The organism is Coleofasciculus sp. FACHB-542 (genome assembly GCF_014695825.1).
In the GTDB taxonomy this organism is placed as follows: Bacteria; Cyanobacteriota; Cyanobacteriia; order Cyanobacteriales; family FACHB-T130; genus FACHB-T130.
Genome location: NZ_JACJPB010000012.1, coordinates 1 through 12,793, shown reverse-complemented (window position 1 = coordinate 12,793; position 12,793 = coordinate 1). Strand labels below are relative to the sequence as shown.

The 12,793-nt window shown below is 47.9% G+C and carries 13 protein-coding genes and 1 rRNA gene; 8 read left to right on the top strand and 6 right to left on the bottom strand.

Features of this window, described 5'->3' with window-relative positions; translation table 11 throughout:
* Positions 1-93 precede the first annotated feature (93 nt).
* Positions 94-831, bottom strand: coding sequence for a hypothetical protein (locus H6F52_RS02215; RefSeq protein WP_190430415.1), 738 nt, complete (start codon positions 829-831; stop codon positions 94-96).
* 319 nt (positions 832-1,150) lie between these two features.
* Between H6F52_RS02215 and cobU the strand changes: the two genes are divergently transcribed.
* Positions 1,151-1,705: a bifunctional adenosylcobinamide kinase/adenosylcobinamide-phosphate guanylyltransferase gene (cobU, locus tag H6F52_RS02210; protein WP_190414368.1), complete on the top strand. Its 555-nt coding sequence runs from the start codon at positions 1,151-1,153 to the stop codon at positions 1,703-1,705.
* 113 nt (positions 1,706-1,818) lie between these two features.
* Positions 1,819-2,241, top strand: a complete 423-nt coding sequence (locus tag H6F52_RS02205) for a hypothetical protein (RefSeq protein WP_190531656.1) — start codon at positions 1,819-1,821, stop codon at positions 2,239-2,241.
* Between the two features lie 40 nt (positions 2,242-2,281).
* Here the strand turns inward: H6F52_RS02205 and H6F52_RS02200 are convergent, their stop codons facing one another.
* Positions 2,282-3,238 (bottom strand): ribonuclease Z, encoded by a 957-nt coding sequence (locus H6F52_RS02200; RefSeq protein WP_190526345.1) that lies wholly within the window; start codon positions 3,236-3,238, stop codon positions 2,282-2,284.
* A gap of 432 nt (positions 3,239-3,670) precedes the next feature.
* Here H6F52_RS02200 and H6F52_RS02195 point away from each other — a divergent pair, with 432 nt between their 5' ends.
* Both H6F52_RS02195 and H6F52_RS02190 read left to right on the top strand, forming a co-directional pair.
* Positions 3,671-4,855 (top strand): SpoIID/LytB domain-containing protein, encoded by a 1,185-nt coding sequence (locus H6F52_RS02195; RefSeq protein ID WP_242033823.1) that lies wholly within the window; start codon positions 3,671-3,673, stop codon positions 4,853-4,855.
* Positions 4,856-4,985: 130 nt separating this feature from the next.
* The gene (locus H6F52_RS02190; RefSeq protein ID WP_190531654.1) at positions 4,986-5,210 is read left to right on the top strand and encodes a hypothetical protein; all 225 of its coding nucleotides are present in this window, start codon (positions 4,986-4,988) and stop codon (positions 5,208-5,210) included.
* Here H6F52_RS02190 and H6F52_RS02185 read toward each other — a convergent pair.
* A complete protein-coding gene (locus H6F52_RS02185; protein ID WP_190531652.1) occupies positions 5,205-6,530 on the bottom strand; it encodes a hypothetical protein in 1,326 nt (441 codons plus the stop codon). The genes H6F52_RS02190 and H6F52_RS02185 overlap by 6 nt on opposite strands.
* Positions 6,531-6,598: 68 nt before the next feature.
* Between H6F52_RS02185 and H6F52_RS02180 the strand changes: the two genes are divergently transcribed.
* From H6F52_RS02180 to H6F52_RS02165, 4 genes are all read left to right on the top strand, one after another.
* A complete protein-coding gene (locus H6F52_RS02180) occupies positions 6,599-7,246 on the top strand; it encodes a pentapeptide repeat-containing protein (protein WP_190531650.1) in 648 nt (215 codons plus the stop codon).
* Between the two features lie 319 nt (positions 7,247-7,565).
* Positions 7,566-8,087 carry a photosystem I assembly protein Ycf3 gene (locus H6F52_RS02175; protein WP_190430410.1) on the top strand — a complete coding sequence of 174 codons (522 nt, stop codon included), beginning with the start codon at positions 7,566-7,568 and terminating at the stop codon, positions 8,085-8,087.
* Positions 8,088-8,177: 90 nt separating this feature from the next.
* Positions 8,178-8,468, top strand: a complete 291-nt coding sequence (gene gatC, locus H6F52_RS02170) for an Asp-tRNA(Asn)/Glu-tRNA(Gln) amidotransferase subunit GatC (RefSeq protein WP_190414356.1) — start codon at positions 8,178-8,180, stop codon at positions 8,466-8,468.
* Between the two features lie 113 nt (positions 8,469-8,581).
* Positions 8,582-9,571, top strand: a complete 990-nt coding sequence (locus H6F52_RS02165; RefSeq protein ID WP_190531648.1) for a glutathione S-transferase family protein — start codon at positions 8,582-8,584, stop codon at positions 9,569-9,571.
* 94 nt (positions 9,572-9,665) lie between these two features.
* Here H6F52_RS02165 and aroA read toward each other — a convergent pair whose 3' ends face one another.
* The 3 genes from aroA to rrf form a co-directional block, all read right to left on the bottom strand.
* Complete coding sequence (gene aroA / locus H6F52_RS02160) at positions 9,666-11,012, bottom strand: 3-phosphoshikimate 1-carboxyvinyltransferase (protein ID WP_190531646.1); 1,347 nt, start codon at positions 11,010-11,012, stop codon at positions 9,666-9,668.
* Positions 11,013-11,214: 202 nt separating this feature from the next.
* Entirely contained in the window at positions 11,215-12,552 is a 1,338-nt protein-coding gene (locus H6F52_RS02155) for a hypothetical protein (RefSeq protein WP_190531644.1), read from the bottom strand.
* Between the two features lie 133 nt (positions 12,553-12,685).
* Positions 12,686-12,793, bottom strand: a 5S ribosomal RNA gene (gene rrf / locus H6F52_RS02150); the annotation flags it as partial.

Below are 12,793 nucleotides of genomic sequence, written 5' to 3'. Positions count from 1 at the left end.
AAATTTGGGATTGGGGACACCTTAATTAAAAGTGCAAAATTACAAATTAAAAATCGCAGAAATTACTGATTTTCAATTTTGAATTTTGCATTTTTAATTCTCACTTAGATGACTATGTAGAACAACGAGTGTTTCCGCTAGTTGACTGAGGCGGGTTTCCAGATCCTCTTTGCGATTCAGCAGCAGGCGCAGCTTTTGATAACGAGCGATCGCGACACTCACACTCGGAATCTGTTCGGGTGGACAGGGACGCGACCAAAATTGACCATTCTCATCCATTCCTACCAGGCGGTATCCAGCCCGTGGAGATTCACAAGTCACCTTTTCATCGGGTTGATTGCACAGTTCTTCTACATAGTCCATCAGCTGGTGTACGGACTTGGCATGACCCTTGTCTACCACCTGACGCAGCGCCTCAACCCCAACCTCTGGTTCGCGGGAATGAGACTCTAACCAACCATCAACAATCGGCCCTTCTAGATAAATATCTTGAATTTGGCGTAAGGTTTGATGAAGTTCTTTCTGCCAACCTCCAACAATCGCTTCAATTTCTTGCAACAGGGTCATCGCCAAGGCAGGATTTGCAGCGTTCCGATGGTTGGTGAAACTGGGGGCTTTTAATTTTGGCAGGACGGGTGTCTTGCCAGATTGCTTTTGGTCAGAGAAAGCCTGTACGGTCATTGAAATTGAGCGATTGGCATCTGATGATGCCTCTGAACCCCACCCCTTCGGATCGGGCTGATCTTCCCAAGGGGACGGATTTTCTATGACAGGACTTTGATCAGCCAATCGATCCAGTGTTGTCTCAATCCGTTTTAATTCTGGTTTCATAGTTATCTGACGCCACTCCTGCAAATCAAACCTGTTAACTAACTGCCGCTAGAATCTCTAAAAGGTTGGGATTGGTGCTTTTCCTGGTATTTTTACTTGCTTTGTGTTTCTATGCTTTGTGTTTCTATTTTATTTGTTTATTTGTCTGGTAGGATTAACGGTCTCAATGCACAAAACGAAAATTTATGGGAAGCCTGACCGCTAGAATAACCCGGACACTGTACAGGTGGGTAAGATACAAATCCTGCCACTGTTGAATTTAACTTTAATGCACAACTCGCCGGAAACGGATAAAAAAGTTCTTTGCGATCGCATCTGAATGACTTCTGTTAAGCATTTAATCTTAGTGACTGGTCCAGCCCGTTCCGGGAAAAGTGAGTGGGCGGAGACTCTGGCAATGCGTTCGGGTAAGCCGGTTATCTATGTGGCAACGGCTCACGTTGACCCCAACGATCTAGAATGGCTGGCTCGAATTGAACAACATCAACAACGACGCCCTAGGGAATGGACAACGCTGCAAGTGCCGCTAACACTGGCGGCAACGATTCGGGCATCTCAGAATTCTAGTTGTCTCCTCGTTGATTCTTTGGGAACTTGGGTGGCGAATTTTTTAGACCAAGACGATGAATCTTGGGAAAGGACGTGCCAGGAGTTGCTGGAAAGTTTGGAAAGTAGCGTCAGTGATGCGATCTTAGTGGCAGAGGAAACGGGGTGGGGCGTTGTTCCCGCCTATCCCCTCGGTCGAATGTTCCGCGATCGCTTGGGAAGGCTGGTGCGTCGAGTGGGCGCGATCGCTAACCCAGTCTACTTAGTTACTGCCGGTCACGTTCTCAACCTGAGCCACCTGGGAACGCCGTTACCAAAATTATCATAGGCGCTAGCATAGAAAGACTTAAAGGCAAACTGGCAATTGCGAATGACTCATTGCTAATTGAGAAAAAGCGAGTTGTTCATTACCCTATACCTATTACCATTCACTCTTTTGCTATGGCATCTCAACACCAAGTCAAACAGTATCTTGCTTATTGGTTTCAGTTAGGCAAAAAAGTTTTGATTCGGAATGGTCAAGAAGCGCTGCTGCCGCAACCCGTGATTCGGGGCGATCGCTACTCGCAAGAATTTGAAAACTGCTGGCAGCAAATCCTCTCGCCAGAGTCGGGGGACTGCTACTTAGAGGGTACCGCAGAACCAATTGCCCAGTTGCTGACACCAGCATGGGATGTGTCACCCTGTTCTCGTTGCACCATGCCCGTCCCCGTCCGGACTGTGGGAATGCCGCCTTTAGCGTGTCCCTGTAACGATCTCAGCGGCTGGCCCAACACAGAAGTTCCGCTACCGCGATCGCCCGTCAGCAGTCAAAACCGTCTCGTTGAAATACGCGACCGGCTGCGGAACGCCAGCGGTCTGTAAACAGTAACAATGCACAATTAAAAATTAAAAATTCTCTTTTTTAATTTTTAATTTTTAATTCCTCTTCCCGCCGCCGAGGCACCTCATAATTTAGAAAATCATAAGCCAATTCCGTACTCGGAAAAATGGCACGCGCTTCCGTAAGCAGGTCATCCAGCACAATGGCATTACCGGGGGCATAGCGGGGACTGAAATGAGTCATGATCAAGTGCTTAACACCAGCAGTATGAGCAACTTGAGCCGCCATCGTTGAAGTGGAGTGCAAGCGATCAAAAGCTAGCTGGGCGTCTTGGTGGGCAAAGGTCGCTTCGTGAATTAACACATCCGCATCCTGCGAAAGTTCCACCGCCTCGTCACAATAAACTGTGTCGGTACAGTAAACAATTTTGCGACCGATTTCTGTCGGGCCACACAGATCTGCCCCATGAATTTGCCGCCCATCTAGCAGCGTCACAGTTTCGCCACGTTTGAGTTGTCCATAGACCCGACCCGGAGGAATTGACAGGGCTGCGGCTTTTTCCACGTCGAAGCGCCCCGGACGGTCTTTTTCAGTGACTCGGTAGCCAAAAGCAGTGACGCGATGCTTCAGGGGGCCACAGGTGACGATAAATTCTTCATCTTCATACACCACTCCAGGCTGTACGATGTGAACCTGAACCGGGTAGGAAAAATGGGTTGAAGAGTATTGTCTGCAAGCACGCAGGTATTCATTGAGACCGGGGGGACCGTAGAGGTCAATGCGTTGAACATTGCCAGCCAAACCACAGGTTGCCAAAAGACCCATTAAGCCGAATATATGGTCTCCGTGCATATGGGTGATAAAAATACGGTTCAGTTGACCGATTTTCAGGTCACTCCGTAATAGCTGGTGTTGGGTACCTTCACCACAGTCAAACAGCCAGAGTTCTCCTCGTTGAGGTAGCCGTAAAGCCACGCTGGACACATTGCGCGATCGCGTCGGTACACCAGAGCTTGTCCCTAAAAAAGTAATTTGCATTTTGGCAAGAAAACGGTCACAAAGTCTAGGAATTGCCTTCCGTAACTATCCTGACACAGCATCTGGGGAACACGCAGTTCCGCTGAAGACTCAGGATAAAAGTTCACAAGGTTTATGAGTAGCACTCCGGCAGCAAACATGGTAAATATATCCACGATAAGAAAAGTCAGTGGGTTGTGCCAATTTATAAGCGGATCAGCTCTCAAGGGTCTTGAACTAAGGAACGTGGATTAAATAACTGACACTCATTCATCTTCATGTAAGGGCTTTTTCTGTGCCATACCCATACGCTTTTGAATTGGGACTTAATAAATCCACCTTCCTAAGAGAAGTTCAAGGACGGGATTCTTGCTCTCATGCTCAATTTAAGTGGAATTTAATAATGACTATCCCTAGCACTCTATTTGGCATCGTGTGAGGAGATTTTAATAGATGGTAACTAAACAGCTCCTAGGCAAACAGAAATCCTTCATGCTTCAGACTTCTTGCTTCATCTTAGGCTTCGGGAAGGCGTCCTCCGGGCGGCTACATCCTTCTAAATGGTGGCTGACTTTTTTGTTGTGGCTTATGCTGGTTGCTCCCGCTAAAGCGATGGAACTGCGCGTAGCGATTCAAGAAGGCGTCAGCAAGATTACCGTGGGCAGTTCCACCAAAGCCGTAATCCGCGATAGTGCCGGTCGAGTGGTAGGGCAAATGGCGGCAATGGATGGCATGGAAGCCCGTCCTACAAGCGGTGGCGTGGCGCTGGGCGGAGAGCAAAGCACGCAGCTGATAGTGGAACCGACGGCTGGCGGTTATGTTTGGATCGGCGATCGCTGGTATCGGGGACGCACTCGATTGGTTCGCACCGGCAAAGGACTCACCGCCGTCAACCAAGTTGATTTAGAACAATATCTTTACAGCGTCTTAGGCTCGGAAATGAGTGCTAATTGGCCTCTGGAAGCCTTGAAGGCGCAAGCTGTCGCCGCTCGTTCCTACGCCCTGTATAAGCGTCAAACTGCTGGCAATAGCGTTTTTGATGTCGGCGATACCCAGACTTGGCAAGTTTACAAAGGTCTGGAAACCGAAGCCGAGTCAACGCAAATGGCTGTGAATGCCACGGCTGGGCAAGTTTTAACCTACAACGGTCAAATTATTCTTGCTGTCTTCCACTCCGCTTCTGGAGGACACACGGAAAATGTGGAAAATGTTTGGTCGGAACCCCTGGCTTACCTGCGCGGCGTTCCAGACTACGACCAAGGGACACCAGGCTACCAGTGGCAGAAAAGCTTCTCCCGCAACGAACTTAGTCGGCTTCTGGGTGTAAGCAATGTTAAATCTTTGATACCGGAACGCACCACTCCTAGCGGACGGATTATGACGATGAAAGTCGTTGGAAGTGGTAGCACGCGGCGGATGACTGGAAGTCAGCTGCGTCAAGCACTGAAGCTTAGGAGTACGTTGTTCACGGTTAGCTCCACAGGAACGGGTTTTCAGCTCAACGGTCGTGGTTTCGGTCACGGTCTTGGTTTAAGCCAGTGGGGGGCTTACAATTTAGCTCAGCAGGGGACAAACTACCAGCAAATTTTGGGGCATTATTACCAGCGCACCGCGATCGCTAGCATGAAAGTGCAGTAGAGGCGGGGCTGTTACCTCCCCAAAGTCGGGATGAGCGAAGCGATGTCACTTGGTGGCTACCGCTTCGCTCATCCCGGAGCGATCGCTCCTTGCTTTTCAGCTGACTTAATTAAACGCCAGAAGGATTGCTGTGAAAAAGTGGGAGTACCGCTTTGTTCGGTTTGACTACTTTGCAGGCGATCTCCGACCCAAAAGTGTCAACGAAAAAGACTTTCGAGATAAACAAGACATCCCACCTCTCCATGAATTATCCAATCAACTAGGACAGGAAGGCTGGGAATTAACCGGCGTAAATTCCCATCCGGGTTATGGTTATGGTTTCTTGATTTTTAAACGCCCCAAAGAATCTTTATGAACCACTTTGGTTGAGGCGACGCTGCCATTCTGCATCAATCTTATCGGCTTGCTCGATCTCCTGTTCTATCAGCTCGGTTTCGGTCGTGTAGGCTAAATCCTCGCGACCGATGACTGTTTTCGCAGCAAATTGTTGAGCATAAGCAATTTTCTTCTGCAAAGCAGAATTCGCTTGATTCAACAAGATGGCTCGTTCTTGTCGTTGTTGATTTCGGGCTTCAATTCGCTGATTTCTCCACTGAATCCAGAAATAGCGGATTAGGGGAATTGACAAAAAGGCGATGCCGTAACTCAGTAAAATCCAGTAAATTGACTGCACGAAGGCGATGAGTCCGCCAGATTGTGCTAATTGAACTCCTATCTCACCCCGTAACAGGGAATTAAGAACTAAAGCACCGATAATATTCACGGCACCTAATCCAGCAGAGAGCATAATTTGTCCGCTATCGGCTTGGCTAAAGCGCCAAGGACGCTCTCGAAGATAAGCAGCCACCGGCTGCGAATTTCGCTCTTGCGCTGTAGTTTGTAATTCTGGGAAGTGATAGACGATTTCTCCGTCTGGGCTGACTTCTGGTTGCCCATTAAAACGAGTGAGGACGGGCAGCATATAATCTTCGTATTTTTTGCCCCAGCCTTTACCCATGTCATCGAGATAAGGGGCGATTTGTTCGGCTGTCACCGCACCCTGATTATTGCGAATGACAGTGGCAATTTCTTGCCAGCGGCGTTCTTCTAAATCGGCATTAGGATTCCCATCGCCAAATAGAAAGGAGAAGACGGCTTCTAGGAAGTTCATCTCTCTCTTGCCTTGAGGGGATGAGACACGACGCTGCTGGTAGCGATCGCTATAGTCTGGATAGAAAAACCACCAGATGTCAGGGCCAAACCAGAAGCGGGGCATAAAAACCATACCGCCGCCACCGTGATGACCGCCGCCGGAATCATCGCTGTCGCGGCTGCTATTGACGGCGATTAGAATAACTGCGATCGCGACAAAAATTAGGACAATGGAAGCAATCAGGATAATCCCGAAGGAAATCCGGATCAGGTAAAACAAAACTTTCCAAATTTTTTCCCACCATTCCTTCAGTCGCAACCGCAAGAACTTATTGCGGAGAACTGTCCGGAAATTCTTAGGGAAAAGGTAGACTATCTCGCCGGTTTCTGCTACCTGCAAGTGTCCACCGGCGTCGGATGCCAGAGCGAGTAATCCAGCCTGAGCCATGTTGACATTTAACCCAGCTTGGGTCGCCACATCGCCAACCGTGACACGGTAGCCCAGGTGTTCAACTGCTTGCATGAGGGTGGGATTGGGAGCCATGTGCTTTCCTCAAGGACGGAGGCTACTATCACCAGTATAAAATTTTGGCAAATTCCAGCAGGCAGATTATGAAACCCAGAACTCGCGCGATCGCTCTTAACCTATTCGCTCTTAGCGTATGCCACCCTAAACCGAAGCGCCGCTTGGCAACGCTAACGTGGCTGTTCGCTCTCCTATTCTCACTTTTGGGATTAACCACACCACTCAAAGCAGCCAATCTGGAACACGTTCAACATTTGCTAAAAACTAAACAATGTCCTCAGTGTGACTTGAGGGGTGCTGAGTTGAGAGATGCGGACTTAAGGGCGGCTGACTTGAGGCGTGCTGATCTCGCCGGTGCCAATCTCAGTGCTGCCGATTTAAGGGGTGCCAATTTAGGGGGGGCGAATCTAGGCGGTGCCAGCTTGATTAATAGCGACCTTAGCGGTGCCAACTTGAGCGGCGTTAATTTGAATTTAGCGGCGTTGATTAAAGCCAATCTCACAGGCGCTAACCTTGCCGGTTCTGAGTTGACGATGGCGAAGTTACCGGGCGCTGACCTCACCAAGGCTGATTTGCGGCAAACGAATCTGATCGGTGCTGACTTGAGCAACGCCATTCTCCGAGAAACAGACTTGCGAGGGGCGGATTTGCGAAATGCTGATTTTGAGAATGCGCTTCTCGAAGGCGTCCAGCTCAATAGTGCAATTCTCCCAGATGGCACTTTGCATTATTAACCCCAACCATAGTCAAGGGTGCATTAGCCTTACATCTGAGCGATCGCCAAGCTTTAATTCCGTATATATAAGCGCACAGATTTCCATTCTCTAAATATACACAAGGACTAGTATTTGTTTTGTATAAAATAATACGTCTGCGAAAAAAAATACTGAGAAACTCGGTTGATTGAGGAAAGAACAACAAATGCGCGATCGCATTTGTTAATCTCAATCCAGTTGACTCCCAGAGCGCGTTAAATTAGCTTAAAGAGCATCACTGAGCGATAAACTGACCAGTCTACACTCTCCTAATTAGCGCAGCATTACAGAGCCGGATATGCCAAGAACGCAAAAAAACGATAACTTCATTGACAAGAGCTTCACGGTAATGGCGGATATAATCCTGAAAATCCTGCCTGCCAACAAGAAAGCAAAAGAAGCCTTCATCTACTACCGCGATGGTATGTCAGCGCAGGCAGATGGTGAATACGCCGAAGCTCTAGACAATTACAGGGAAGCCCTAACGCTAGAGGAAGACACTTACGACCGCAGTTATATCCTCTACAATATGGGGCTGATATACGCCAGCAATGGTGACCACGAGCAGGCTTTGGAATACTACCACCAAGCCCTTGACTGCAATCCCCGCCTGCCTCAAGCGTTGAATAATATTGCCGTCATTTACCACTTCCAGGGTGAAAAGATCAAGGAAGATGGAGATCCCGAAGCTGCTGAAGCTTTGTTTGACAAAGCCGGAGAATATTGGAAACAAGCGATTAGTATGGCTCCGAATAACTACATCGAAGCCCAAAACTGGCTCAAAACGACTGGGCGATCTACGATGGATATCTTCTTTTAGGTAACAGGTAATAGGTAATCAACAAAAGAGAAAAAATTACCTACTATCTACTATCAAATGACCAATTACCAATAAGCCATTACCACTGTTATGATTGACCGCGAACAAGTTCGCAAAGTTGCCCATCTGGCTCGCCTAGAACTGACCCCCGAAGAAGAAGCCCAATTTACGACCCAACTAGGCAGTATTTTGGAGTATTTTGAACAATTAAGCGAACTTGATGTCAGTGATGTGCAACCCACAACAAGGGCAATTGATGTCAGCAATGTGACACGCCCTGATGAACTGCAACCCTTTCCCAACCGGGAAGCTATTCTCACAGGTGCCCCAGATCAAGAGGGTGACTTTTTCAAAGTGCCAAAAATCCTCAGCGCTGAGTAAGGTACTCGCCCTATTTTGCACCTAAGACCGATGAATTTTAGGTGAGAACCTGAACCAATAAGTGTGGGGCAATCTTCCTGGGGTTGCCCTTCATACTCTCAAAGGAGAACGTTATGGGTTTAGGTCTTTTGATTGATGGAAAGTGGGTTAGCGAACGAGAACAAGAAGACTCCCAAGGAAAATTTATTCGTCCATCAACAACCTTCCGCAACAAAATTACAGCTGATGGTTCTAGTGGCTTTAAGGCTGAACCAGGTCGCTATCATCTCTATATTTCCTGGGCTTGTCCTTGGGCGCAACGAACCGCAATTATGCGCCAATTGAAGGGATTAGAAGATGTTATCAGTCTCTCAGTCGTGGCACCCGAAATTGAGCAAAATAGTTGGGAATTCTCAGAAGAACCAGGTTCTATCCCCGATACGGTAAATAAGACTCGCTATTTGTGGGAAGTTTATCTTAAAGCGGATTCTAATTACAATGGGCGGGTGACTGTCCCAGTTCTTTGGGATAAAGAAACTACCACGATTGTGAATAATGAATCCCGCGAGATCATTCGGATGTTTGATACAGAATTCGATGATTTCGCCAAGTCTGAGATGAATTTTTATCCAACAGAATTGCAGGAGGCGGTTGATAAGACGATCGATGCAATTTACCAACCGATTAATAATGGCGTTTATCGAGCAGGATTTGCGACTAGCCAAGCCGCCTACGATGAAGCGGTGACGGAACTATTCGATGCTCTCGATCGTTGGGAAAAAGTGTTAGCGGAGCAACGCTATCTGTGTGGAGAAAGCCTCACCGAGGCAGATTGGTGTATGTTTACCACTCTCTTGCGCTTTGATGCCGTTTACTATGTCCACTTCAAGTGCAATTCACGCCGGATTGTGGATTACCCCAATCTCTGGAATTACCTGAAAGACCTCTACCAGGTGCCGGGGGTAAAGGAAACCTGCAACCTCGACCATATCAAACGCCATTACTATAAAAGCCACCCAAAAGTTAATCCCACCAGAATTGTTCCGAAAGGGCCGTTAATTGATTTTGAGGAACCTCATAACCGCGAACAATTATCGCCTAAAACCAAGGCGATCGCTGTGTGATTCTTCATTTAAAAAGCAAAGTGGATACTACCCACCTTGCTTTTTTTTTAACTAGGGTGAAAACGCAAATGCTGTAAGCATCTGAGCTTAAATATCACTTGATAATCCCGATTAAGGATTGAAAGAAGTCAGGGTAAGAAATAGCCGCGGCTTCCGCACGCCCAATTGTGGTAGTGCCTTCTGCATTAAGGGCAGCAATTGCTAAACTCATGGCAATTCGATGGTCGGTATGACTATCAACATCAGTGCCGATGAGAGGAGTGCCCCCCGTAATTTCTAACCCATCGGGTCTTTCTGTAACCTTGGCACCCATGCGGTTGAGCTGAGATGCCATAACGGCAATGCGATCGCTTTCTTTGACCCGCAACTCTGCTGCATCTCGAATTACAGTAGTTCCTTGGGCAAACACTGCCGCTACAGCCAAAATCGGAATCTCATCTATCAGGCGAGGAATTAGATTGCCAGCAATTTCACATGCTTTAAGGGCACTGGAACGTACCCGCAAATCTGCTACTGGCTCACCCGCGACAATCCGCTGATTTTCCATCTGAATGTCAGCGCCCATCCTCTCCAGAGCTTCCAGAATGCCGGTGCGGGTGGGATTGACCCCTACATTTTCCACGCACAACTCCGAACCCGGTACAATCGCCCCAGCAACCAGCCAAAAGGCAGCTGAGCTGATATCCCCAGGCACAACCACCGGCTGCCCTTGCAGCTTGGCTGAGCCAGTAATGGTGACGCTATTGGTTTCTGGATCGATGCTGAGTTCTGCCCCGAAAGCTTTGAGCATCCGTTCGCTATGGTCGCGGGAGAGGGCGGGTTCGGTAACGGTAGTTTGTCCTTCCACCATCAATCCAGCTAGGAGGATACAAGATTTGACTTGTGCTGAAGCAATCGGAGAGTGATAGTGAATCGGTCGCAGTTGTTGTCCTTGAATTGCTAGAGGCGCTAAAGAGTCGTTCTGACGTCCCCAAATTTGAGCGCCCATCTCTTGTAACGGTTTAACAACGCGAGACATTGGGCGCGAGCGCAGCGAGCTATCCCCCGTCACAGCAAAAAAACGTCCCGGATGAGAGGCGAGAAGCCCCAGCATCAGCCGCAAGGTAGTACCTGAGTTACCGGCGTCCAAGACTGAGGTTGGTTCTTGTAGGTAGCCGAGTCCGATGCCCTGAATTCGCACCATTTCCGTATTCAGTTCCGAAATTTTGGCACCCATCGCCCGAAAACAGCTAGCAGTGCTGCGGGGATCTTCTCCCAAGAGGAGTCCCTGAATGGTGGTTTCTCCTTGGGCGATCGCTCCCAACATCAAAGCCCGGTGGGAGATAGATTTATCCCCTGGTACCCGAATACGTCCCTGCAAGAATAGCCCTGCTGCGGGATTCTGAATGATTAAACGATCCTGATTTTCAGTGTTTTTTAGCGTGACAACTGCGGCTGGCATGAAGAGGGACTGGGATGAAGTTGCAAATAGTGATTCTACCAATTGCTGACACTGAAGATAGCACTGGAGTTATAGCAGTTCTCGATTGGGTTGCGATACATCTGTAGGGGCATGGCAATCAAAAAGCCCCTACCAAACCTTAGAACCCCAATACATTCCATCCAACTGAGAAGTGCTACAGTAACCACTTCAGCCCCAATCGCTACTTTTGAAAGCCTATTCCTATCTTCTTTTTACTCTTGCCCTTAGATTTTGATTTATTAACATCTGCCAGCGCTTCCTGAAATAAATCATGTAAATGCACTGGCACACTGGCAATCTCCGGTAAATCAGGCTCTAACGCCTTGTTATATTCTTGGAGTAAAGCGTCTAAATCGCGGTCAATTTTCAATTCTGGACGCTGTAACACTGTTTTCAACAGCTTTTCCATTTGGGCTGGATAAGTTTCGGCTAAGCGATGCCAAATGAAGGCATTAATCGTCGAGTCTTCTAGATACTGACGAACCAGCTTCTCAGTGTTTTCAATGTTGTTCTGCCAGTCTTCTGCTTCTAGCATTGCCTTGAACCGGCTGTATGTAGGCAGAAATATTTGACCCCAACGAGGATGGGTGAGGGCTGTTAGCTGTTCGGCTTTCTTGAGATTTGCAGGCAACTCAACTTTAGGTGTCACCATCTTAGTTGGGTTTTTGCTGTCAAACATCTGAGCGATCGCTTTTGAATCGGCACCTGATTCTTCTGCGGCTGCTTTCATTTCCTCTTCTGTAACCCCAGCTTCTGCGGCTATTTCCGAGAGCGATTTATTTTCATCAATGCCTGCCGCTGCTAAGCGTTTCTTAGTTAGTAATTCCTGAAATTCTTCTATCTTCTTATTCATCTGGTACCCAGGCATTACGACTTCGTCGCTACCAAAAAAGCCCAGAAAATCTTGGTGATATTGTTCTACTGATTGCCACGCCAGTTCTAGAAGTTCTGGGGCATCGCTATAAAGCGACTTGTTGTAATTTTCCTTAAAATTTCCGATTGCCACCGCCAGCTTGGGTTTTCCTAATCTCCCCATTGGGATACAAGGGCCAGAAAACATCCAGACGCTCTCGGTTACAGGTGCAATGCGAGTGAGTAAAATTTCTCCCTCTTTAAACCGGCTCATCTCCTGCCACGTTAGAAGCGTGTTTGGCTTGACGATGTAGCGCTTAGCAGTCAGCCAGTTCATCAACTCAAAGCCATCTGGTAAGACTTGGAGCGTAGCAAACAAGCCAATGAAGCTACACCGCCAGCTACCGACTAAGTTGCGATCGTTTTCGGACAATTCTGGCTGGCTCTCCAGAAACAAATCCAAAACGTCTTTATCCCCATCCCCTACTTTTCCTTCAGTCAAGAAGGTATCAATAATTAGGTCTCTTTGTGCAATATCCTGACGCTCTCGGTGTGGCTGAGCAGCGGCATAAGCTTCTAGCGATTGCGCCAGCTCTCCTTCCGCCTCCAAGACAAACTCAATTAAAGCTTGTTTTAATTCATGCGATCGCTCTAATATGGCATCCACAGCTCAATCTCTCGTTCAACAATTCTAGGTTAAAGGTTATTCAAGAAATTAAGCAAAAGTATTTATCCCCCAATACAAAAAGCAAAAAAGCTCTCTTGCATCATTATTCGGCAAGAGAGCTTTTTGATAATCAACCTGGCACTGAGCTATTTTCCCAGGCAGTCACCCACCGAGTATCTTCGCCGCAGTTGCGTTTCACCTCCGAGTTCGGGATGGAGTCGGTGTGGTTCCACAACGCTAG

What these genes read in the sequence shown, in the direction of transcription:
- H6F52_RS02215 (WP_190430415.1), bottom strand. Translation starts at nt 831, where the DNA reads ATGAAACCAGAATTAAAACGGATTGAGACAACACTGGATCGATTGGCT.
- cobU (WP_190414368.1), top strand. Translation starts at nt 1,151, where the DNA reads ATGACTTCTGTTAAGCATTTAATCTTAGTGACTGGTCCAGCCCGTTCC.
- H6F52_RS02205 (WP_190531656.1), top strand. Translation starts at nt 1,819, where the DNA reads ATGGCATCTCAACACCAAGTCAAACAGTATCTTGCTTATTGGTTTCAG.
- H6F52_RS02200 (WP_190526345.1), bottom strand. Translation starts at nt 3,238, where the DNA reads ATGCAAATTACTTTTTTAGGGACAAGCTCTGGTGTACCGACGCGATCG.
- H6F52_RS02195 (WP_242033823.1), top strand. Translation starts at nt 3,671, where the DNA reads ATGGTAACTAAACAGCTCCTAGGCAAACAGAAATCCTTCATGCTTCAG.
- H6F52_RS02185 (WP_190531652.1), bottom strand. Translation starts at nt 6,530, where the DNA reads ATGGCTCCCAATCCCACCCTCATGCAAGCAGTTGAACACCTGGGCTAC.
- H6F52_RS02180 (WP_190531650.1), top strand. Translation starts at nt 6,599, where the DNA reads ATGAAACCCAGAACTCGCGCGATCGCTCTTAACCTATTCGCTCTTAGC.
- H6F52_RS02175 (WP_190430410.1), top strand. Translation starts at nt 7,566, where the DNA reads ATGCCAAGAACGCAAAAAAACGATAACTTCATTGACAAGAGCTTCACG.
- gatC (WP_190414356.1), top strand. Translation starts at nt 8,178, where the DNA reads ATGATTGACCGCGAACAAGTTCGCAAAGTTGCCCATCTGGCTCGCCTA.
- H6F52_RS02165 (WP_190531648.1), top strand. Translation starts at nt 8,582, where the DNA reads ATGGGTTTAGGTCTTTTGATTGATGGAAAGTGGGTTAGCGAACGAGAA.
- aroA (WP_190531646.1), bottom strand. Translation starts at nt 11,012, where the DNA reads ATGCCAGCCGCAGTTGTCACGCTAAAAAACACTGAAAATCAGGATCGT.